Origin of the sequence: Streptomyces sp. L2, assembly GCF_004124325.1 — a bacterium.
In the GTDB taxonomy this organism is placed as follows: Bacteria; Actinomycetota; Actinomycetes; order Streptomycetales; family Streptomycetaceae; genus Streptomyces.
Genome location: NZ_QBDT01000001.1, coordinates 4,909,950 through 4,932,127, shown reverse-complemented (window position 1 = coordinate 4,932,127; position 22,178 = coordinate 4,909,950). Strand labels below are relative to the sequence as shown.

Genomic DNA, 22,178 nt, shown 5'->3' with positions numbered 1-22,178 from the left:
CTGGGCCGTCGCTGCCTGTCAGCCGCCTCAGCGACGCCGCCGTAGGACGCGCCGAGCGTCCTCGACCGCGTCCGTGCACAGCATCCACCAGTATTCGAGCTTGTCCCGCACCCTCAGATAGACACGCAGCCGCTTGAGCCATGGCGGCAGGTCCCGGTGCGGTACGAACGTCAGTGTGTCCCGGATGGCGTCCTCGGCGAGGCCCTTGATCCCCTCCGTGCGAAGGGCGGCGTACAGCTCGGGCGTCAGTCCCTGGTTGAGTCGCGCGGCGTCGCCCGCTGCCGTGAACGCGTAGATCCGCTGGTGGAGGTCAGGCAATTGCATGGCCCTGACGATCCGGGGCGAGGCCTCCTCCAGCGAACAGGTGAGCGCCAAGGAGATCACGGCAGTGCCGAGGTGGTTCTCATCGCGCGCGAAGGCGGCATCCACCTCAGCGGGATCGCTGATGCCGAACACTCCCTCGCCGGTCTCCCAGTCGGGTGCGGGTCGAGAAGACATGAAGCTGGCTCATTCCGTCGCTGCGCGCAGGTCGTCCAGGGCAGCAGGGCTTTCTGACGCAGGTGGTTGATTCGGCGGCCTCCGTTCGTGCTTCTTTCGGAGGTCGTGTCCCTCGGACAGGAGTTCCCGCAAGTACTTGACCTCCGGCACCAGCTTGGGCACCGCTTCCCTGGCCATGGCAATGAACGCGGCGTTCTCGTCCCAGCGGCTGTCGGCGCAGTCCACGTAGCGGGGGTGCTGTACGAGTGTTGCCGCGATCATCTCGTGCGGATCGAAATGGGGCCACCTATGTGGCTGGCCGGCTCGCATAGCGCAGTTGGAGTTCAGTGCTCACAGAGCGAGAACTCCCGTTCGTAGAGCTGCTCGTTGTGTTCGTCGACGAAGAACTTGCGTTCCTGCATGAGTTGTTCGCGGTAGCGCTTGGCCTGGTCGAGGGTCATGGTCGAGGTGTCGGACCAGGGCTGCTGCGGGGGCACGTCGGAGGTCGAGACGATCTTTTCCGACGGGTCGACCAGGAAGAACGCGAGTATTTTGCGGTGGCCCGGGCGGGTGGGGTCCGCGAGGCGGAACGAGCCGACGCGGTGTTGCAGGATGTTCGGGAAGGCCAGGCAGCGGCCGGCCGGGGTGGATGCCGATCCCAGCACCTGGTTCAGTGCGTCTTCGTCCTCCAGACCGTAGACGTCCCGCATGCCGTTGTCGTCGTTCTGCTCGTAGTCCGGGTCGTCGAGGGCCGCTCTGAAGCTGAGCCGGCTCTCGGTGATGTTCTCGCTGTCCCAGTAGTAGATGCCGGTCGAGACGATCCGCTCGTTCAGCATGCCCTCGACGTGCCAGGAACCCCCGGCGTACTCGGGCTTGTCCGGGGTCAGGTGAATCGTGGCGAGCTTGACGATGACCTGGAGGCTGCGGCCGCGCAGATCGACTCGGGCGGATTCACCGGGCAGCTCGGGCGCGGTGAAGGCGGGGGCGTCCGGGACGGCCGGGCGGCGGTTCTCCCACCAGTCGTCGTGGGCCTCTTCCCATGCGTCCAGGGCGTCCTTGTAGGCCTGGTCTTCGCTGAAGGAAGCCTTTTGCGGATACTCCGGCTCCGAGTCGCCGTACCAACCCCAGGGATCGGCCTCGATCCGCGGGGGGCGCGGGTGGCACAGGTCGGTGAGGACGTTCTCAAGGAGCGGGCGCAGGCGGGCGAACAAATCCGGTAGGACGGAGGCGAGTTCGCGATGCGTCTCGGGGTGGACGTTGTTGACGTACGAGCGGAAGGTGACGTCACCGTCCTCGCTGACGTCGACGTCCGTGGGCAGCCACTGGAACTTCTCCGAGAACTCGTGCTTCGAGTAGCGGTCCGTCGGGTTCTGCCACGCCCTCTCGGGTGCGCCGCTCGCCTCCCTCACCAGGCAGAACAGTGAGGGGTGAACCAGGTCCAGCACCTGGCCGTCGGAGCCGGGATGCCAGTCCTGCTCTGCTTCAGGGACCTGCTCCAGCACCCGGACCGCCTCGCGCAGCCGGGATCGGAGCTGGTCGTCGATCAGGGTGTCCGACTGCCACACCCCGTCGACGGCGGAGACCTCGATGCCGGTACCCGCGTCCCGCAGCGCGGCGTAGTGGTGGAGTTCGGCGAGCACGTAGCGGACCTGTGCCTCGGTGAGGCCCTGGGCCACCGCCTCCCGCGTCCACCTGGCGACGATCTCGGCGTCGTTCATCTTCTCGAACCACCGCGGCTTCGACCGGATGAGTGCGCTGCACTGCATCATCTCGAGTTCCCGGAGGGTTCGGGGCTTCGCGAACGATATGGAACGGGACGCTTGAAACGGCAGCGGGAAGGCAGACAAGCCGGTCAACTCTTCTGATCCTCACGGTCGGTGTGCGTGTATCGGCGGGAAGAGTACTTCAGGGGACTGACAGCGCAGCCGTGGCACCGGGGACCGGGCTGTCCGCTGCACAAGCGATCCCTTGACCCGTGACAAGGGTTGGTTCCCTCGCCTGCGTTCGGCGCCTGGCGAGCGTCAGGAGGCCGTCGTACCGGCGACCAAGCCCGAGGTTCGTTCGTCGCGGCGCCCTGGGCTCCCTTCCCCCACAGCCGGCCAGCAGGCGAGAGCAGCGGATCAAGGCTGGCTCCGGCGGATCGATTGGACGGTATGGGCGGATCGAGCGCTGGGTCTGCCCTGGTCAAGGCCATCAGGTGTGGCCCAAAGCTTCCACTCGCGGCACGGAGTCGTCGGACCGCTCAGCGGGCGTGCGGGCGGCCGGGGAAGAGGGCAGTGGCACTTCCTGTCCCTCAGCGGTTGACCGCCTGGATTTCCTGTACGACGACGTCCTGGGTGTTGCCGAAGGTGCCGTCGGGAAGTGGCTGGTCACCGGTGATGCCTGTGCCGGTCCAGTGGATCTTCCAGGTGATGGTGGCCTTCAGGGGGAAGGAGCCGTTGCCGGAGGAGTGGAGGTATGTGACTCCGCAGGGGGGTGTCTCGTCGGCCTTGCCGTGGGTGAACTTCTCCCCGATGCTGCCGTTCTTGATCTCGCAGGCGCCCGATGCGGGGTAGGTCTCCGCGTCCGGGGTGCCCGGGTCGATCTTGAGGGACACCGGTTCCGCGGTGGTCGTGGCCGAGATACCGAGCACGGGTACCGAGGCGGTCACCGACACCGGCTTGAAGCGGACACCGTCCAGCCAGGCCCAGGTAGGGAGGTTGACCTTGGTCCTGTCGGCGGGGGCGAGGGACACCTTCGTGGTGGGGACGCGGATCTCGTTGTAGGCGAGCTCGGCCAGGATCTCGGGGGTTACGGCGTTCGGGATGTCCGCGGGCGGAGCGTCACCCTTGTCGACCCAGAAGATGGGCTTATCACACTTGTCCCAGCCGGGCGGGAAGTCCTCGTTGACGTACGAGTCCCACCAGTAGCCCTTGCCGGCCTTGTCCTTGTTGAAGTCCTTGTAAGGCTTGCCCTTGACGTAGCGATTCCGCTGCTCGAGGTCCCACTGCGAGCCCGTCGACTCGGCCTCCCAGATCGGCTCCAGGTAGGCCTTCAGCTGCGCGGGGGTGTACTTCGGGGCGTACCAGCAGGCGGGCGGGGTCCAGGAGGTGGTGGGGGTGACCGGGCCCGTGGTGGGGCCGGAGCCGTTCTTCGAGCGGTCGTAGACGATGACGCCGGCTGTGGAGGACAGGGTGCCGTCATCGGATGCCGAGCCCGACGTCTTCTCTCCAGGTGTCGGAGGGGTCTGGGCGCCGCCGCCGATCTTGTTGTCCGCCACCGCAGGTGACGCTCCCACGAGGATCACCCCGATCAGCGAAAGCACCACCAGCGACCGCGAACCGGTGCTCAGGGCTGACACTTCGAACTCCCCCTCACAGACATGAGCTTCTGGATGACCCACACGCCCTTGTCGTTCTTGTGCATCTGCGAGCTGTACAGGACATAGCTGTTCTTGGTGACGGGTGTCTTGTCGACCCTCTTCGTCTTCAAGTACAAGTCGTAGGCCTTGCCCTGATCCTCGCAGTACACCAAAGACGCCTCGTTCGACCCGCTGAGATTCACCACAGGGTTGTAGTAGCGGTAACTGCCGGTCGTTCGCGCCTTGGCCTTCACATAGGCCTTGATGAACTGCTGCGTCTGAGCTGCGGCTTCACCGTCGTAGTAGAAGCGGTACGCCTTGTCGAGCGGGTCCTGGTGCACGATCGCGAGGTCGACCGCCTTGATCGACTGTTCGCTGTCGAAGAGGACGGCGTCCTTGTCCTTGTCACCCGTCTTGGGCCAGTCAAAGGTGTAAGACAGATCAGCTGGCATGTCGAGGTTCGGACGGCCCGGAGCCGTGGACGCTGACGCACTCGGCGAAGCCGAAGTCGGACCCCCCGTGTCCGCCCCCTTGATCTTGCCGTTCGAGTTCGTGTCGCTGCCGCCCCCTCCCCCGCAGCCGGCGAGCAGGAGTGCGGCCATGGCGCCGGCGGTCGCTGTGGTGAGCAGGCGGGAGGGGCGGGTCACGGCTGGCTCCTGTGGGGGCGGTTGGCATTTGCTGAGCAGCCGTTACGGTATCGAGGTCGGCTGCGGGGGCAAAAGGGCGGGCCGGTCGCCCCAGTGGCACAAAGTTCACACATGGGGATGAGTGGGCGCGGAAGTCGGCGTTCGGTTGCTGTTCCATGACGCCGCCATGACCAACGGTCAGCGGGGTGTTGGCCCTCGCAAAGGGAGTGTGGGGCCTCCGCTCATCGCCTCCTCGTCCGCCGAGGGAATCCAGCTCCCCGGCGGCCTCCGAAGCCAACCCTCCGTCTCCCCCAGTTCCGTTGCCGCTCGGCGGAGGGCTGTCAGGGCCGGGTGGGACAGGTGCTTGCGCCAGACCAGGGAGAGGGGGGAGAGGGGGATGGGGGAAATGAGCGGGCGGAGGACTGTGCCGGGGAGGGTGGGGAAGTTCTGGACCGCGAGGACCGGGTGGCCCGTCTTGGCCATGATGCGTTCGAACTCCTCGTCCCCCACGGCCAGGGGCAGGGGCGGGGCCAGGTGGATCGAGTGGGCGGAGAAGAGGTCCTCGGCGAGGGCGGTCCATTCCGGGGTGCGGGGGTTGCCGGCGCCCGCGTAGACCGTCTCGCCGGAGAGGGAGGGGAGGGCGATGGACTCACGGGAGGACAGGGGGTGGGCCTCGGGGAGGAGGATCGCCATCTGTTCGTAGCGGACCGGGTGGTGGTCGAGGCCGGCGCGGAGGGTGGGGTCCAGGCCGGCGTAGCGGCCGAAGGAGGCGTCCAGGCGGCCGGCGAGGATCTCGGTGGCCGCTCCGGTCAGGCCGCTTTCGTAGCGGGCCATCAGCTCGTGGCCGGGGGCGAGTTCGCGGGCGCGGTGCAGGACTCGGCGGCCGGTGGTGGGGCCGGGTGAGTTGAGGTCGACCAGGAGGGGGCGGGCCTGGCCGAAGGCGGCGAGGAGGTCGTCGTGGGCGGCGAGGACCCTGCGGGCGTGCGGGAGGAGGCGTTCACCGTCGGGGGTCAGGGTCACCTGGCGGGTCGTACGGACGAACAGGTCCGCTCCCAGGTCGCGTTCGAGGCGCCGTACGTCTCGGCTGAGTGCTTGTTGAGCGACGTGGAGGCGCGCCGCCGCCCTCGTGAAATGCAGCTCCTCGGCCACGGTGAGGAAGGCGCGGAGGAGTCGGGGGTCTGTGGGGGCGGCGGGCATGCGCCGAATTTACAACGCCGGTGTGTTGATGGGTTCGTAGTAGGTGTTGGACCCCGTCCTTCGGTCCGGGTGAGTGTGTAGGCATGTCCGAGATCACCGTCTCCCGTGGGCGCGCCCGTGCTTACCTGCGGCTCTTCGCCCGGCCCGGCACCCTCGCCTTCACCGTCGGCAACCTGCTCGCCCGGCTGCCCATGGGCATGTTCAGTGTGAGTGCCGTCGTGATGATCGCCGGGGCCCGGGGGTCGTACGCCCTCGCCGGTGCCGTCACCGCCACCGGGCTCGCGGCGACCGGCGTCCTCGGGCCGTGGGTCGCACGGCTCGTCGACCGGTTCGGGCAGGCCCGGGTCGCCGTGCCGGCCACGGTCGTGGCCGTGCTGGGGAGTGTGGGGCTGCTGGTGTGCGTGCGGTACGGGGCGCCGAGTTGGAGTCTGTTCGTCGCGTACGGCGCCACCGCGTGCACCCCCAACATCGGCGGGCTGTCCCGCGCGCGCTGGGCCCATCTGCTCCGGGACGACCCGGACGCGCTGCACACCGCCAACTCCTTCGAGCAGGCCGCCGACGAGCTGTGCTTCATGCTCGGGCCGGTGCTGGCGTCGTTTCTGACGGGTGCCTTCTTCCCCGAAGCGGGCACGCTCGCGGGGGCGGTCCTGCTGCTCGGCGGGATGCTGGTGTTCGCCGCGCAGCGGGGTACCGAGCCACCGGTGCGGGGGCGGTCGGCCGCGCCCTCGCCGCTGCGCAGTCCCGGGATTCCGCCCCTGCTGGCGTGCTTCGCCGCGACCGGGGCGGTGTTCGGGTCGATGGAGGTCGTGACGATCGCCTTCGCCGACGCGCACGGGCATCGCTCGGCCGCCGGTGCCGTGCTCGCGTTGCAGGCCGCCGGGTCGTGTGCGGCGGGTCTGGTGTACGGCGCGGTACGGCCGACGGACGTACGGCTGGAGCACTGCCTGGCCGGGATGGCGGTGCTGATGACCTTGCCGTGGGCGGCGGCCGGTCTCACCGGGTCGCTGTGGGTGCTGGCGGGGGCGCTGCTGGTGGCGGGGATGGCGACGGCGCCGACGATGGTGACGGCGATGACGGTGGTCCAGCGGCGGACGCCGGAGGACCGGGTCAACGAGGGGATGAGTCTGGTGGTGACCGGGCTGCTGGGGGGCATCGCGTGCGGGTCGGCGGTGGGAGGGTGGGTGGTGGAGCACCTGTCCGCGGCGGTCGGGTACGCGGTGCCGGCGGGCGCGGCTCTGCTTGCGCTGGGGGTGGCTGCGCTTACCGGCGCTGGCAGGGTGCCGCCTGCGCCCACCCGTGCCGCCCCAGCAGCACGACTGCCCGCAGTCAAGAGCGCCCCTTAGGGGCGCGGGGAACTGCGCGACCAGCCACGACGCGCCCGCAGGCGACAGCGCACGAGCACGAGCTTCCACGGCAACGGCCCCGCCGCACAAGCGACGGGGCCGTTGCCCACATGGGGTACCCCCCGGGAGGGGGCTCGTGGAGATGGCGGGAATCGAACCCGCGTCCAACGGTGCGGAACCAGGGCTTCTCCGTGTGCAGTTCGCTTCGCTTTTCTCGGCCCCGGCGATCACGCGAACAAGTCGCCGACGGGCCCAGTCACTGTTTGGTTTCCCTCTTCACCCCGTGACCGGGATCAAGGTTTAGTCCCCTAGCTGATGCCAGGATCCGGGTCGGGAACAGCCCCGGGCTGACACTCCCGTGAGAGCTTCGCTTAGCTGCTGATTAGGCAGCGAGGGCGAAGTGGGAGGAATCGCGCTTGGTATTGGCGATTGTTTTTTTCGGCCTGTGGTTTACGAGATCATGGCCGCTTCCTCGACACGCTTCCCCTGCTTCGACATCCGCTGTCGAAACCGATCATCCCCATGTTGTTTTTTCAAACCCTCCGGAGAGGGGGCGCGCACCCTCGGTGAGGTGCAGTGCCATCGTACGTGACCAACGCGGGTCGGTGCCAGCGTATTCCCACCGGCAGACCCGCCGGGCAGGCATCCGCTCAGGCCCGCTGCTTGCGCCGTACCGCCGACATCGCCCGATCGGCCTCACGGCGGTCCTGCTTCTCCCGCAGGGTCTGCCGCTTGTCGTACTCCTTCTTGCCCTTCGCCAGCGCGATCTCGACCTTCGCGCGGCCGTCCTTGAAGTACAGGGCGAGGGGCACGATGGTGTGACCCGTCTCCTGGGACTTCGACTCCAGCTTGTCGATCTCGTCGCGGTGCAGCAGCAGCTTCCGCTTGCGGCGGGCGCTGTGGTTGGTCCAGGTGCCCTGGCTGTACTCGGGCACGTGCACGTTGTGCAGCCACGCTTCGTGACCGTCCAGTTGCACGAAGCCGTCGACCAGTGAGGCCCGCCCCTGGCGCAGCGACTTCACCTCGGTCCCCATGAGCACCAGACCGGCCTCGTAGGTGTCGAGGATGTGGTAGTCGTGCCGCGCCTTCTTGTTCTGCGCGATCAGCTTGCGCCCTTTTTCCTTAGCCATAGTGCCGCCCATTTTCGCACCACGGAGGGGGTGGGAGGGAAGCGGATTAAGGGCGGGCCGCCGGATGCGTCACGACGGGTCGCCCAGGCCCGTGAGGACCCGTTCCGCCCGCTCCAACGCCTCGGGGCCCGGCGCGACCTCCAGGTCCGGGGTGATGCCCCGGCCGTCGACGGCGTGGCCGGACGGGGTGCGGTAGTGGCCGACGGTCAGCTCGGCGACCGAGCCGTCGGGCAGGTCGGTCGGCATCTGGATGGAGCCCTTGCCGAAGGTGCGGGAACCGATGACGACGGCGCGGCCCCGGTCCTGGAGGGCGCCGGTGAGCATCTCGGCCGCGCTCATCGTGCCGCCGTCGACCAGGGCGACCAGGGGCCGGGCGGTGTCGCCGCCGGGGTCGGCGTGCAGGGAGCGCTGGGCGCCGTCGACGTCGTACGTGGCGACGAGGCCGCCGTCGAGGAAGGCGGAGGCGGTGGCGGTCGCCTCGGTGACCAGTCCGCCCGAGTTGCCGCGCAGGTCCAAAATGATCCCGGCGCCGGCCGGGGCCTGGCGGACGGCGGCGCGGACGGTGTCGCCGACGCCCTTGGTGAAGGCGGCCACCTTGATCACGGTGACCTGGCCCGACAGCCTGCGGACGGTCACGGAGTCGGTCGACAGGCGGGCCCGGCGCAACGTCTCCGTCCACGCGCGCGTGCCGCGCTGGAGGCCGACGGTGACGGTGGTCCCGGCCGCGGCGTCGTCGGCGTCGCCGCGGAGCAGGGCGACGGTCTCGGTGACGGGCCGGCCCTCGACCCGGGTGCCGTCGACGCTGCGCAGCCGGTCGCCCGCGCGGATGCCGGCGTCCGCGGCGGGCGAGCCGGACTGCACCTTGCTGACCTCGATACGGCCGTCCCGCCCGCGCCGCGCCCACAGGCCGACGCCGGTGTACTCGCCGTCGAGGGCCTCCTGGAACTCCTGGTACTCGCCCTGGGAGTAGACGGCGCCCCAGCGGTCGCCGCTGCGGCTGACGGCCCGTTCGGCGGCCTCCATGGGGGACTTGCCGTCGGCCATGGCCTCGGCGGCGGCCTTCTGGACGGCCTCGTGCCGGGCGGTCTTGCGGACGGGTCCGGAGGCCGTGCGGGCCGGTCCGGCGGCGGACTTGTCTCCGGCGGCGCCCGTCCGGCCCTCCGCGGCGGTGTCCGGGAAGGAGCCGGTGGCGGCCCCGGCGACGAGGACGCCGACGAAGACCAGGGTCAGGGCTGCCCCGCGGTGGGCACGGCGGGGCGGACAGAGGGGGTCACGGCCTGACATGGCGGTGAGTCTAGGACAACACGGAGGGCCGTACGCACGGTTGACCGTACGGCCCTCTTGGCGTGCGTCACACCTTCAGGTACTTGCGCAACGCGAAGAACGCTGCCAGCGCCGGCATCAGCACACTCGTCGCGAGGATCAGCGGGAGCTTGGTCAACACCGCTTCCCAGCCTACGAAGTTGATCAGTGTCAGCTTGCTGGACAGGGCCATGCCGTGGTCGATGGTGAAGTACCGGCCGACGACGAGGAACACGCAGGCGAGGCCGCCGCCGATGAGCCCGGCGACCGCGGCCTCGGCGATGAACGGGGCCTGGATGTAGAAGCCCGAGGCACCGACCAGGCGCATGATCCCGGTTTCGCGCCGCCGGCTGAACGCGGACACCCGCACGGTGTTGACGATCAGCAGCAGCGCGACGACGAGCATCAGCGCCATCACGCCGAGCGCCGCCCGGTTCATCAGGTTGAGCAGCCCGAAGAGGTTGTCCAGGATGCCCTTCTGGTCCTGCACGGACTGCACGCCGTCGCGCCCGTTGAACGCGGTGGCGATGACCTGGTACTTCTGCGGGTCCTTGAGCTTGATCCGGTACGACTCCTGCATCTGGTCCGGCGTGAGGGAGCTGGCCAGCGGGGAGTTGCCGAACTGCTCCTTGTAGTGCTTGTACGCCTGGTCTTGCGATTCGTACGACACCTTCTCGACGATGCTCATCTTGTGCAGGTCGGAGAGGATCTGCTTCTTCTGGTCCTCGGTGACCGCGCCCTTGGCGCAGTTGGCGTCCGATTGGGCGTCGTGCTTGTTGCACAGGAAGATCGAGACGTTGACCTTGTCGTACCAGTAGCCCTTCATGGTGCTCACCTGGTCGCTCATCAGCAGAGAGCCGCCGAACAGGGCCAGGGACAGGGCGACGGAGACGATGACCGCGAAGGTCATCGTCAGATTGCGGCGGAGACCGACTCCGATCTCCGACAGGACGAACTGGGCGCGCATGGCGTCTGGTCAAGCCTTTCCGTCGTGAACGTGCTTCACTGCGTGCGTCAGTGCGTTCTTCAGTGCTGGTAGCCGTAGACGCCGCGGGCCTGGTCGCGGACGAGGCGGCCCTTCTCCAGCTCGATGACGCGCTTGCGCATCTGGTCCACGATGTTCTGGTCGTGCGTCGCCATGATGACGGTGGTGCCCGTCCGGTTGATGCGGTCGAGCAGCTTCATGATGCCGACGGAGGTCTGCGGGTCGAGGTTGCCGGTGGGCTCGTCGGCGATCAGCAGCTTGGGCCGGTTGACGAAGGCCCGCGCGATGGCGACGCGCTGCTGCTCACCGCCGGACAGCTCGCCCGGCCTGCGGTCCTCCTTGCCGCCGAGCCCGACGAGGTCGAGGACCTGCGGCACGGACTTGCGGATCTCGCCCTTGGACTTGCCGATCACCTCCTGGGCGAAGGCGACGTTCTCGGCGACCGTCTTGTTGGGCAGCAGCCGGAAGTCCTGGAACACCGTCCCGAGCTGGCGGCGCATCTGCGGCACCTTCCAGTTGGACAGGCGCGCGAGGTCCTTGCCGAGCACGTGCACCTGGCCGTGGCTGCACCGCTCCTCGCGGAGGACGAGCCGCAGGAAGGTGGACTTTCCGGAGCCGGAGGACCCCACCAGGAACACGAACTCGCCCTTCTCCACCTCCAGGGAGACATCCCTGAGGGCTGGGCGGGTCTGTTTGGGGTAGACCTTGGAGACGTTGTCGAATCGGATCACGGATGCACCACGGGTCGCCGGGGGTAGATGAGCGTGACCATACGCGACCCGGGCGCGCAAGCGCAGGGCCCTACCGGGTTCCGGGTGGCTTGTGCGCTTTTGTGCAGCAGCTTGTGGTGCCGGCGCTTTGACGGGGCCCCGCGCACGCTCCGGAGGAACCTGGCACAGTGGTAAGGGGAACGTTCTCGTTCCCGCAGACGTTGTTGTGTGTGATGGCCGGTGCGAGGAGGGCGAGCGCATGACGTACGACCGGTTGGTGTGCGCGAACTGCGCGGCGCCCGTGAGTGAGGGCCGGTGCCCGGTGTGCCGTGCCAACCGCGAGCGGCTGCAGCAGGAGGGCTTCTTCGCCGGACTGAACCCCGCCGCGCTGATCGCGCTGCTCGCGGTGCTGATCGCCGCGGTGGTGCTGCTGGCGCACCAGACCGTCTGACGAAGGTCCCCCACAGACAGGCCGAAGGGCCCGGAGCGTGAGGCTCCGGGCCCTTCGTCATGCCTGGTGAGTACGTTCCGTACCCGTGGGGCTACGGTCAGGCCGCAGCGCCGCCCCGGCCGGCCGCGAGACGCGGCAGCACGCGGAAGCCGATGCCGCCGGCGATCATCGTGGCCGCGCCGATGAGCAGGAACGCGGTCTGGCCGGCACCGGTCTCGGCGAGCTGCTTGCCACCGCCCTTGGCCGTGGTGTCGGAGCCGGTGTCGGTGAGGGCCGAGGAGCCCTGCTCCTGCGGGACGGTGTTGTTGCCGCCGCCGTCGGGAGTGGTGCCACCGGTGGTGTCGGAGCCGCCGGTGCTGGAACCGCCGCCGGTGGAGTTCCCACCGGCCGTGCCATGGTCACCACCGGAGCCGTTGCCGCCGGAGTTGCCGTGGTCACCGCCCGTGCCGTTACCGCCGGAGTTACCGCCGGACGAGCCGTTCCCACCGGTGGTGGAGGGGTCGCCGCCGGTCGTGGACGGGTCCCCACCCGTGGTGGAGGGGTCCCCACCGGTGGTAGACGGGTCGCCACCCGTGGTGGACGGGTCACCGCCCGTCGTCGACGGGTCGCCACCTGTGGTGGAGGGGTCGCCGCCGGTCGTGGACGGGTCGCCACCCGTGGTGGAGGGGTCACCGCCCGTCGTCGACGGGTCGCCGCCCGTGGTGGAGGGGTCCCCACCAGTGGTAGACGGGTCGCCGCCCGTGGTGGAGGGGTCCCCACCAGTGGTAGACGGGTCGCCGCCCGTGGTGGACGGGTCCCCACCGGTCGTGGACGGGTCGCCGCCGGTCGTGGACGGGTCACCGCCGGTCGTGGTGCACACGCCCAGAGGGTCGCAGCCGTCACCACCGTTGGTGTCGCCCGGAGCCGTCTTCGCGTCCACCGTGATCGGGCCCAGCTGGACATTCGCGTCCATGGCCGAGGCCGCGCCCGCCGCCGTCAGCGAGGCGCCGGCCGCGATGACCGCGCCGGCGGCTATGCGCGCGACCCGGACGCGCGTCTTCTTCGTCATATGGTTGCTACCCCCAGTAGCTGGTCGTCAATGAGGCCGCGCGCAGGGTGTGCCGTGATCGACGGAGGCAGCTGACGGATTCGGACGTCGACGCCCGAGCCGTTCCTCTCCCCCGGTTCACATGCACCCCGGAAATGCGCATGCCAAGCTCACCCTTGCCCATGGGTCAAAGGCACGTCAAGGCCGTTCCGAGTGCAATGTCCGATGGGGCGGCGTTTGCCATGACTTACAGCTCGTGAGTGTGATGTAAAACCCAGACATGTGAGAACTGCCGCCCCAAGGACGGCAGTTGTCATGTCGACAAATTCACTGGGCTACTTACTTCTCCTGCTGCTTGCGCCAGCGAATTCCGGCTTCCAGGAAACCGTCGATCTCACCGTTGAACACGGCCTCCGGGTTGCCGACTTCGTGCTCGGTGCGCAGGTCCTTGACCATCTGGTACGGATGCAGGACGTACGAACGCATCTGGTTGCCCCAGGAGTTGCCGCCGTCGCCCTTGAGGGCGTCCATCTTGGCCTGCTCCTCCTGGCGGCGCCGCTCCAGCAGCTTGGCCTGGAGGACGTTCATCGCGGTCGCCTTGTTCTGGATCTGCGACCGCTCGTTCTGGCAGGAGACGACGATGCCGGTGGGGAGGTGGGTCAGGCGCACCGCGGAGTCGGTGGTGTTGACGCCCTGGCCGCCGGGGCCGGAGGAGCGGTACACGTCGACCCGCAGCTCGGACTCGTCGATCTCGATGTGGTCGGTCTGCTCGACGACCGGCAGCACCTCGACGCCCGCGAAGGACGTCTGGCGGCGGCCCTGGTTGTCGAAGGGCGAGATGCGGACCAGGCGGTGCGTGCCCTGCTCGACGGAGAGGGTGCCGTAGGCGTAGGGCGCCTGGACGGCGAAGGTGGTGGACTTGATGCCCGCCTCCTCCGCGTACGACGTCTCGTACACCTCGGTCTTGTAGCCGCGCTGCTCCGCCCAGCGCAGGTACATGCGCTGGAGCTTCTCGGCGAAGTCGGCGGCGTCGACGCCACCGGCCTCGGCGCGGATGTTGACGAGGGCCTCGCGAGCGTCGTACTCGCCGCTGAGCAGGGTGCGGACCTCCATCTCGTCCAGCGCCTTGCGCACCGCGGCCAGCTCGGACTCGGCCTCGGCGCGGGTGTCCGGGTCGTCCTCCTCCTCGGCCATCTCGAAGAGCACGGCGAGATCGTCGATCCGGCCGCGCAGCGCCTCCGCCTTCCTGACCTCGGCCTGGAGGTGGGAGAGCCTGCTGGTGATCTTCTGCGCCTCGTCCGGGTTGTCCCACAGGGAGGGCACCGCGGCCTGCTCCTCAAGCACGGCGATTTGGGCCCTCAGGCCATCGAGGTCCAGGACGGCCTCGATCGACTCCATGGTCGAGGAGAGGGACTTCAGCTCTTCGGATACATCGACGACTGCCACGCCTCCAGCGTAACGGCTCCGCCGGGCGGCGACGGCAGGGCCGCCCGGCCGGGCCGGTGGAGGCCGTACGCCGCCCGCACCGCCCGGGGTCAGGGTGTCGACGAGGAGGACGAGGAGTTCGTGCCGTCGGGGGGCGTGCCGTCGCCGTCGCCGGACAGGGCCGCCCAGGTCCCGGCGCCGATGGCCGCGGCGAGGACCACTCCGGCCACGCCCAGGGTGATCCGGCGGCGGCGGGCCTGGGCGCGGTGGCGGGCCGAGCCGGGGCGGGGGGCGCCGGCGGGGCGGGGGACGCGGGCGGTGCCGCGGGCGCCGCCGGCCAGTTCGTCGGGGGCGGGCACCCGCATCGAGGTGTGGGTGTCGCGGTTGGAGTCCGGCTTGGCGCCCGGGACGAGGGAGACCGCGCCCCGGCGTCGTACCTGCTCGGCGGTGGCGGACCCGGAGCCGGTTGGCGCCGTGGCCTCGTCGGTGCCGTCCTCGGCGAGTTCCGGGTCCGGCTCGTCCACGTCGAGCGGAGGCATGCCGGCGAGGGTGGGGAGCTGCTCGCGCAGCCGGGCGCCGAGTTCCGAGGCGCGCAGCCGGGAGGCCGGGGCCTTGGCGAGGCACTGCACGAGCAGCTGCCAGAGCTCGTCGGGGATGCCGGGCAGGGGGGCGACGGTCTCGGTGACGTGGCGGCGCAGGACGGCTCCGGGGTGGCCGCCGCCGAAGGGGGTGAAGCCGGCGAGGAGTTCGTACAGGACCGTGGCGAGGGCGTAGATGTCGACGGCGGCCCGGGGCGGCAGGCCCTCGACGATCTCGGGGGCCAGGTAGTCCGGGGTGCCGATGATCTTCGTGGCGCGGGTGCGCTTCGGGGAGTCGATCAGCTTGGCCACGCCGAAGTCGGTGAGCAGCGCGGGGTGGGCGCCGCCGGGGCCGAGGGGGCCCTGCATGTCGAGGAGCACGTTCTCCGGCTTGACGTCCCGGTGGACGACGCCGGCCGCGTGGGCCGCGGCGAGGGCGTCGGCGATGTCGGCGACGACGGCGACGGCGGCCTCGGGGGCGAGGCGCCGCTCGCGCTCCAGGCGGGTGCGCAGGTCGGTGCCGCGGACCAGGTCCATGACGAGGGCCAGGTCGTTGCCGTCGACGACCAGGTCGCGCACGGAGACGATGCGCGGGTGCTCCAGGCCGAGCAGGGCGGTGCGCTCCTGGACGAAGCGCCCGACGAGTTCCTGGTCGGAGGCGAGGTCCTCACGCAGCAGCTTGACGGCGACGGGGCCGTCCGGTCCCTCGCCCAGCCACACCGTGCCGGCGCTGCCCCGCCCCAGGATCTGGTTCGCGGTGTACCGGCTGCCGATCTTCCGTGCCAAGGCTGCTCCCACAGACGCGTGTTGTCGGTGCTGCGTCATTCCGGGGCGCCGGCGTCAAGCGCTGACGCCGCGTGCCCCCGGGCCCCGGCCGACGGACCGGGAACCCCGGTCGACAAAACTACGCGCCGAAAGAGCCAACCTTCACCGCGGAGACGGAAATCACCCGCTGGATGTCGACAAATCCCCAACCCTGCGGTCAGTTGCCGGTGGCGCTGCCGATGTCCTTGACCCAGCCGGACACGGTGTGGACGAGGTTGCGCACCTCGTGCCAGTAGCCCCTGCCCTCGCCGACCCAGGTGTGCAGCGGGGTCAGTTCCCAGATCAGCCAGCTGGCGACGATCAGGATGACGATCGTGAACAGGCAGCCCTTGAGGCAGCCGAGGCCCGGGATCTTCATCGGGTTGGCGCTGCGCTGCCGCGGCGCCCGGGGCTCGCGCATGGGCCGCTGGGGCTCCGGGGCCGGGGGCGCGTACCGCTGGGGCTGCTGCTGCGGTGCGTACTGCTGGGGGGCGTACTGCTGGGGCTGCTGCTGCGGGTAGCCGTACCCGGCCGGGGGGCGCTGCCGGGCGCCGCGCGGCTGCGGCTGCTGCGCGCGTCCCTGCGGGGCCTGGCGGGGCTGCTGCTGGGGGCGGGCGACCTGCCGCTGGGGGCGGCGGCGCAGCGGGTCCTCGTCCGGGTCCAGGTACTGGATCTGGGTCTGCTCGTTGCGGTCGCGGGCGGCGCGCAGCTGGGTCTGCCACGGGTGCGGCTGCTCAGGCTGCCCCTGCTGGCCGTACGGGTCGTGCTGCCCCTGTTGTCCGGGGGCGCCCTGCGGCATCGGCGGCATGACGGCCGTCGGGTCGGCGGCGCCGGTGTTCGGCAGGACCGCGGTGGGGTCGGCGGCTCCGGCCGGGCCGCCGGTGTGCGGCAGGAAGCTGGTGGCGGCGTTCGGGTCGTACGACCCCTGGGGCGCGCCGGTGGGCAGCACCTGGGTGGGGTCGGCGGCGCCGGGCGCTCCCGGGACGGCGGCGGGGGCCGGGTCGGGGGCGAGCAGGGCGCCCACGCCCTCGGCGGCGGCGATCTGCGCGGGGTTGGCGTGCACGCCGACGCCCTCGGCGACGACGCGCAGCCCGCGCGCGAGGTTCTCGGCGCTGGGCCGTTCCTCCGGGTTCTTGCGCAGGCAGCGTTCTATGACCGTCCACAGCGGGTCGGGGACGGTGGAGGGGCGGCGCGGCTCGGCGCTGAGGTGCTGGTGCAGGACTTCGAGCGCGCTGCCGCCGGAGAACGGCGGGCGGCCGGTGACCAGCTCGTACAGCAGGATGCCGGCGCCGTAGATGTCGACGGCGGAGGTCTGCGGGCGGCCCTCGGCGGACTCCGGCGCGACGTACGCGGGCGTGCCGACGAACTCGTGCGTGCGGGTCAGGCCCGGGGAGTCGGCGAGGCGGGCGATGCCGAAGTCGGTCAGCATCGGGTGCATCTGGCCGCTGTCCTGCTTGAGCAGGACGTTCGCGGGCTTCAGGTCGCGGTGGACGACGCCGTCGGCGTGGCTCGCGGCGAGGGCGTCGGCGATCTGGGCGGTCAGCAGGGCGGCGGCGACCGGGGTGAAGGGGCCGTTCTCGCGCAGGTAGCGGTGCAGGTCGGGGCCGTCGACCAGGTCCATGACGAGCGCGAGCAGGTCACCCTCGACGACCAGGTCGCGGACCCGGACGACGTTCGGGTGGGTGAGGCGCAGCAGGACGGAGCGCTCCCGCAGGAAGCGCATCACGATGTCGGGGTCGCTCGCCAGCTCCTCTTTGAGGACCTTGATCGCGACCGTCTCGCCGGGCTGGCCGGCCACGGCCGCCTCGGCGCCCGCGGCCTCTCGCTGGCGGGCTCGCCAGACGGTCCCGGTGGCGCCGCGTCCGAGCGGCTCCTCCAGGAGGTACTTGCTGCCTACCGGCCGCACGTGCGCTCCCTGCTCGCTTGCTGGTGTTCCGAGTGTTCCGCCCCACTGTAGTGCCGCTACGAAAGGCACTACGTAAGCGTTCCGGTCCCTGTTCGACCGAAGTCCGGCCGGACGGCCGGGGGCGGGACGAAGGAAAGTTTCGAAGGAAAGACGCGTACCCCGGTCCCGTGGTTGCCGAGGAGTGGACGTGACCGATCTCAAGTGATCGCCGGGGCGGTCCTCGTCAGGCATTTTTGGGGGCAGAGCTGACCAAACAAGATCACTTGTTCCGGGGGCGCGGGCGTGTTGTCAGTGACAGGTGCGAGGATGCGGGGAGTACTGGCCGACGTGCTCGTGCGGCGGTGGGGGAAGCCTGCGGCGGGGACCGCTGGGCGGCTTCGTCCCCGCGGGGCGGGTTCGCGCAGAAGGGACCGCTGACGGCGATGCAGATCCGGCTGACCGTCGTAGACCCGCTGGGCCCGTCTCCGCAGCGGGGGCGTGCCGCGAGCCGCGACGTGCTGGTCACGGCGCCCACGGGCACGGACCTGGCCGCGGTGGCGTCGGCGCTGGCCTCGGCGGTCACCGGGGACGCGGGCGCGGGCCGGGAGTCCTCTGGCGCGGCGGTCGTGCTGTACGCGGGCGCGGAGCGGCTGGACGCCCGCCGGTGTGTGCTGGGCGAGCCGCCGCTGGTCGACGGGGCCGTGCTGGCCCTGGGCGCCCCGCCCGCCCCCGAGCCGCATCCCGAGCTGGACGACGCGCCGACCCAGCTGCACGTGGTCGCGGGGCCGGACGCGGGCGGGGTCCATCTGCTGCACGGCGGCCGGATCACCGTGGGCCGCTCCGCCGAGGCGGACGTCCCGCTGGACGACCCCGACGTCTCCCGCCTGCACTGCGCGGTCACCGTCTCGGCCGACGGCCGTGTCGCGGTCGCCGACCTGAACTCCACGAACGGCACGGTCCTCGCGGGCGCGCGCGTCGGCGACCACCCGGTCCGCTTCCCCGCGGGAGCCCTCCTGAGGATCGGAGAGTCGACCTTGAGGCTTACGCCGTCCGGGGGTCCGGGGGCCCGGATGCGCGGGGTTCCGGACGGAGAGGGGTGCGTGCGCGTCGGAGCCGGGGCCGCGGGGGGTGCCGGCGCGGACATGGACGTGGCGGATGTGGCGCGGGCGGCCGAGGCGATCGGCGGGCCGGGTCCGGCGGGGAGCGCCGGTGGCGGGCACGCGCGCGTGGAGCGGGGCGGCGGCGCCGGGGCTGCGGGGGCGGCCGGTGCCGGTGGCGTGCAGTACGGGTACGACGGTGAGGGTGCCGGGACGGGCGGTGCCGGTGGCGGGCACCACGCGTACGGCGGTGACGGGGGCCGTGGGGGCTGGGAGGCGGCCGCCGGCCCGGGCGGCCAGGAGCACCGGCGTACGGCGCGGCCCGTGGTGCCGGAGCAGGCCGGGGCGCCGGGGATCGAGCACCGGGGGCCCCGGGGGGCGGCGGCAGCCGCGGATTCCGGGGGCGGGGACACGCACGTCGGCCGGTTCGGAGCGGCGGGTGGCCCGGCCCGTACGTCGGCGGAGGAAGACGGACCCGCCCCGGACGGCCGCAAGGGCACCCCGCTCAGGGGACCCGACGTGCCGCCCGGGGTGCGGCGCCGGGGCGGCCTCGGAGCGTGGGCGCGGCGGTTGGCCGGCGGGCGCGGGGAGCAGCCGGCGGCCGTTCCGGAGGCGTACGGCGAGGAGGGCGGCGGTGCGGCCGACGCCCCCGTCGCGGGCGTGCCGCAGCAGCCCGAGGCCTGGCCCGACCCGGCCGCGGTGCTGCTGACGGCGCTGGGTCCCGGTCCCCGGCTGTGGGAGCGGACGCCGGGTCACGCGGAGACGCTGACCGTGCGGCTCGGCACGGCCGACCGGAGCGCGCCGGACGGCTCGGGGCTGCTGCCGGCCGTGCCGGTCACCGCCGACCTCCGGGAGGCGGGCGCGCTCGGTCTGGCCGGTCCGCGTCCCCGGCTGTCCGGGCTGGCCCGCGCGGTGCTGGCCCAGCTGGCCGCGCTGCACTCCCCCGACCAGCTGGAGATCGTGCTGATCAGTGCGGACCGGTCGCGGCCGGTGGAGGAGCGCACGGCCGAGTGGTCGTGGCTGGGCTGGCTGCCGCACGTCCGTCCGGGCCACGGCCAGGACTGCCGGCTGCTGCTGGCCTACGACCGCGAACAGGCGGCGGCCCGCGCGGAGGAACTGCTGCGCCGGGTCGAGACCCACGCCACGACGGGCCGGACCGCGGCCCACCCGGGCACCGCCCGACTCCCCGCGCCGCCGAGCCCGGCGCGCCGGTCCGGCGGCCGGCCCTCCGGCGACGGGCAGACGCCGGCGGGCCACACCACGACGGCGGAAGCCGATCCGCGAAGCGTCCACCCCACCCCGCCGCACACCCCCTCTGGCCCCGGCCGGCCGGGCCACGGCGCCGCGGAGGACTCCGCACCGCAGAGCGGCGGCACCGGCCCGGCGTGGTCCACGGGCCCGGTCACCGGGGCCCCGGCCGACCTTCGGTACCCGGGCCACGGCGCCGCGGACCACTCGACGCCGCCGGGCGATGGCGGCAACTCAAGCCAAGCCGCTGACGCGACCCCGCCGGTCCCGGGTGTTCCCGGCCCTCCGGCCGGCCCGTGGGCCGCTGGGCCGGTGGAGCATGCCCGCAGCGGGTCCGGGACGGATGTGGCAGCCGTGTCGGCCATGTCGGATCAGGCGGGCGGCGCCGACGTCTGGGCGGATCCGGGTCCGGGTGCGGGGCCGGGGCGGGGGGAGTTCGCGGGGGCCGGTGATGGGGGGCGTCGGCCTTCGTGGGCGCGTGCCGATGTCGGGCCGGGCGGGGGTGGCGGGTTTTCGGGGCCGTACACGGTGGTCGTCGTGGACGGGGATCCCGGTGGGGGCGCGCTGCGGGACGTCCTCGGGCGGCTGGCCGTGGCCGGGCCCCGGGCCGGGGTGCACGTGCTGTGTCTCGCCGAGACGGCGCCCTCGTCCCCCGACTCGCCGGTGACGCAGACGTACGAGGCGGCCTGCGAGTTCGTGCCCACGTTCCGGCACTGCGGTGCCGTCGCCCTGCTGGGCGGCGACGTCGCCACCGCGCTGCATCTGATGCGCGTCGCCCCGAGCGGTCCCGTGAGCCCGGGGACGCTCGCCTCCGTGGACGCCGTGTCCGGTGCCTGGGCCGAGCGGGTCGCGCGGGCGCTGGCGCCGCTGCGGCCGGACGGCCCCTCCGGGAAGCGGCACGCGCGCGTGGCGGCACCCTTGCCGCAGTCGGCGCGGCTGCTGGACGAGCTGGGGCTCGCGCGGGCCACCCCGGCCTCGCTGATGGCCCGTTGGGCGGACGCGGGCGACGACACGGAGTCGCTGGGCGGCCGGGCCCGGGCGGTGCTCGGCGCCGGGGCGCACGGTCCGCTGGTCGCCGACCTGGTGGCCGAGGGACCGCATCTGCTGATCGAGGGGCCGCCCGGCAGCGGCCGTACGGAGTTGCTGCGGGCCGTGGTGGCCTCGCTGGCCGCCGCCGAGCGGCCCGACCGGCTGGGCATGGTGCTCATAGACGGCCGGGACGGCATCGGCACCGGTGCCGGACGCGGCGGCGAGGGGCTGCGGGTCTGCACGGACATACCGCATGTGACGACCCATCTGATCGCCAACGATCCAGTGCGGATGCGGGAGTTCGCCCAGTCGCTGAGCGCGGAGCTGAAGCGGCGCGCGGAGCTGCTGGGCCGTTCCGACTTCGCCCAGTGGCATGCGGGGCGCGAGGTGTCGGGCCGGATCGTCGCCCAGCGCCGGCCGGTGGGACGCCCGGGCACGGCGGCCGGTGACGGCGCCGGGGCTGGGGGCGGTGCGGACGGGACCGGCGCGCTGGACGGTGGCGTGGCCGGTGCCGGTGACCTTGAGGCGGCGCCCAGTTCCACGATGCGGCTGCGGCCCGGCGGAGCGGCCCGGCGGAGCGCGGCCGTGGTGCCGCCGCTGCCCCGGCTCGTGGTGGTCGCCGACGACCTGGACGCGCTGGTCTCCCCCGCGCTCGGCTCACCGGGCCGGCCCGCCGCCGGATCGGTGCTGCGGGCGCTGGAAGCGGTGGCCCGGGACGGCGCGCGACTGGGTGTGCACCTGGTGGCGGCGGCCGGCGTGGGCGGTCGTACGGCCGAGACGGAGCCGGCACGGAGGGCCACCCTGCGCGTCGTCCTGGACCCGCCGGTCTCCGGGCCGGACGAGCCCGCGCCCGGGCGGGGCCGGCTCGCCCACGCCGACGGACGATGGAGCGGGTTCCAGTCCGGCCGGGTGACCGGCCGTATCCCGCGCACCGCGACGCAACGGCCCACGGTGGTCCCGCTGGAGTGGCAGCGCATGGGCGACCCGCCGACCCGCCGGCCGGTGCGGGAACTGGGCAACGGCCCCACCGACCTGGCCCTGCTGGCCAGCGCGGTGGAACGGGCGGCCCGCGAGGTCTCGGCGACGACAGCGGCCTCGCTCCTCTGATCAGGGCGGCGCGGGACCCGCTGTCGTACACGAAGGGCCCCTGTACGACAGCGGCCTCGTTCCCGGACCCGAGGGCGCGCGGCCCGCTCCCGTACGCGAAGGCCCCCCGTGTACGACAGACCTCGCTCCCGGATCCGGGCGGCGCGGGGCCCACTGCCGCTCCTGGACCGGAGACGCGGGGCCCGCCGTCGTACGCGAAAGGTCCTCCGTACCGCTCCCGCTGCCGTACACGAAGGGGTCCCCGCGCCGCTCCCCCCGTCTGACGCGTCCGAAATACACGCGCATGCGCCCCCGGTCACGAGCCGGTCACGATCACCCGGTCGGTGCCGCAGGCGCTCTTGCCGCCCTTAAGGGGCCCGGCGTAGACCGGAGCGCACGGAAGCGCTCGGACGTTCAACGGCGAACGAAGAACGGGGC

At 71.9% G+C, this 22,178-nt stretch carries 17 protein-coding genes and 1 other RNA gene; 3 read left to right on the top strand and 15 right to left on the bottom strand.

Going from position 1 to position 22,178, the window contains the following annotated elements; translation table 11 throughout:
* Positions 1-27: 27 nt before the first annotated feature.
* The 6 genes from DBP14_RS21995 to DBP14_RS21970 all read right to left on the bottom strand — a co-directional run bounded on the left by DBP14_RS21995 (position 28) and on the right by DBP14_RS21970 (position 5,640).
* Positions 28-498: a hypothetical protein gene (locus DBP14_RS21995; protein WP_129308864.1), complete on the bottom strand. Its 471-nt coding sequence runs from the start codon at positions 496-498 to the stop codon at positions 28-30.
* 9 nt (positions 499-507) lie between these two features.
* The gene (locus DBP14_RS21990) at positions 508-759 is read right to left on the bottom strand and encodes a hypothetical protein (RefSeq protein WP_164992212.1); all 252 of its coding nucleotides are present in this window, start codon (positions 757-759) and stop codon (positions 508-510) included.
* A 62-nt stretch (positions 760-821) separates the two neighbouring features.
* Positions 822-2,333 (bottom strand): DUF4246 domain-containing protein, encoded by a 1,512-nt coding sequence (locus tag DBP14_RS21985; RefSeq protein WP_129308862.1) that lies wholly within the window; start codon positions 2,331-2,333, stop codon positions 822-824.
* Positions 2,334-2,770: 437 nt separating this feature from the next.
* Positions 2,771-3,808 (bottom strand): hypothetical protein, encoded by a 1,038-nt coding sequence (locus DBP14_RS21980; protein ID WP_129312014.1) that lies wholly within the window; start codon positions 3,806-3,808, stop codon positions 2,771-2,773.
* A complete protein-coding gene (locus DBP14_RS21975) occupies positions 3,805-4,464 on the bottom strand; it encodes a hypothetical protein (protein WP_241740999.1) in 660 nt (219 codons plus the stop codon). The genes DBP14_RS21980 and DBP14_RS21975 overlap by 4 nt, the downstream gene beginning before the upstream one ends.
* Positions 4,465-4,641: 177 nt before the next feature.
* Entirely contained in the window at positions 4,642-5,640 is a 999-nt protein-coding gene (locus DBP14_RS21970; RefSeq protein WP_129308861.1) for a LysR family transcriptional regulator, read from the bottom strand.
* 83 nt (positions 5,641-5,723) lie between these two features.
* On the opposite strand from DBP14_RS21970, the gene DBP14_RS21965 reads away from it, so the two are divergent.
* A complete protein-coding gene (locus DBP14_RS21965) occupies positions 5,724-6,983 on the top strand; it encodes an MFS transporter (protein ID WP_129308860.1) in 1,260 nt (419 codons plus the stop codon).
* A 134-nt stretch (positions 6,984-7,117) separates the two neighbouring features.
* Here DBP14_RS21965 and ssrA read toward each other — a convergent pair.
* The 5 genes from ssrA to ftsE all read right to left on the bottom strand — a co-directional run bounded on the left by ssrA (position 7,118) and on the right by ftsE (position 11,131).
* Positions 7,118-7,505: a transfer-messenger RNA gene (gene ssrA / locus DBP14_RS21960) on the bottom strand.
* Positions 7,506-7,633: 128 nt separating this feature from the next.
* The gene (gene smpB / locus DBP14_RS21955; RefSeq protein WP_129308859.1) at positions 7,634-8,113 is read right to left on the bottom strand and encodes an SsrA-binding protein SmpB; all 480 of its coding nucleotides are present in this window, start codon (positions 8,111-8,113) and stop codon (positions 7,634-7,636) included.
* A gap of 69 nt (positions 8,114-8,182) precedes the next feature.
* The gene (locus tag DBP14_RS21950; RefSeq protein ID WP_129308858.1) at positions 8,183-9,397 is read right to left on the bottom strand and encodes a S41 family peptidase; all 1,215 of its coding nucleotides are present in this window, start codon (positions 9,395-9,397) and stop codon (positions 8,183-8,185) included.
* A gap of 67 nt (positions 9,398-9,464) precedes the next feature.
* Positions 9,465-10,382 (bottom strand): permease-like cell division protein FtsX, encoded by a 918-nt coding sequence (gene ftsX / locus DBP14_RS21945; protein WP_129308857.1) that lies wholly within the window; start codon positions 10,380-10,382, stop codon positions 9,465-9,467.
* A 59-nt stretch (positions 10,383-10,441) separates the two neighbouring features.
* Complete coding sequence (gene ftsE, locus DBP14_RS21940; RefSeq protein WP_129308856.1) at positions 10,442-11,131, bottom strand: cell division ATP-binding protein FtsE; 690 nt, start codon at positions 11,129-11,131, stop codon at positions 10,442-10,444.
* A gap of 238 nt (positions 11,132-11,369) precedes the next feature.
* Between ftsE and DBP14_RS21935 the strand changes: the two genes are divergently transcribed.
* Positions 11,370-11,561 carry a hypothetical protein gene (locus tag DBP14_RS21935; RefSeq protein ID WP_129308855.1) on the top strand — a complete coding sequence of 64 codons (192 nt, stop codon included), beginning with the start codon at positions 11,370-11,372 and terminating at the stop codon, positions 11,559-11,561.
* Positions 11,562-11,658: 97 nt separating this feature from the next.
* On the opposite strand, the gene DBP14_RS21930 is transcribed toward DBP14_RS21935, so the two are convergent.
* The 4 genes from DBP14_RS21930 to DBP14_RS21915 form a co-directional block, all read right to left on the bottom strand.
* A complete protein-coding gene (locus DBP14_RS21930) occupies positions 11,659-12,609 on the bottom strand; it encodes a hypothetical protein (protein WP_129308854.1) in 951 nt (316 codons plus the stop codon).
* A 318-nt stretch (positions 12,610-12,927) separates the two neighbouring features.
* Positions 12,928-14,034 (bottom strand): peptide chain release factor 2, encoded by a 1,107-nt coding sequence (gene prfB / locus DBP14_RS21925; protein WP_129308853.1) that lies wholly within the window; start codon positions 14,032-14,034, stop codon positions 12,928-12,930.
* Between the two features lie 89 nt (positions 14,035-14,123).
* Positions 14,124-15,377 carry a serine/threonine-protein kinase gene (locus DBP14_RS21920; protein WP_129308852.1) on the bottom strand — a complete coding sequence of 418 codons (1,254 nt, stop codon included), beginning with the start codon at positions 15,375-15,377 and terminating at the stop codon, positions 14,124-14,126.
* 196 nt (positions 15,378-15,573) lie between these two features.
* On the bottom strand, positions 15,574-17,301 hold the full coding sequence (locus DBP14_RS21915) for a serine/threonine-protein kinase (RefSeq protein WP_129308851.1): 1,728 nt from the start codon (positions 17,299-17,301) through the stop codon (positions 15,574-15,576).
* Positions 17,302-17,723: 422 nt separating this feature from the next.
* Between DBP14_RS21915 and DBP14_RS21910 the strand changes: the two genes are divergently transcribed.
* Positions 17,724-21,761: an FHA domain-containing protein gene (locus tag DBP14_RS21910; RefSeq protein ID WP_129308850.1), complete on the top strand. Its 4,038-nt coding sequence runs from the start codon at positions 17,724-17,726 to the stop codon at positions 21,759-21,761.
* Positions 21,762-22,178: the final 417 nt, after the last annotated feature.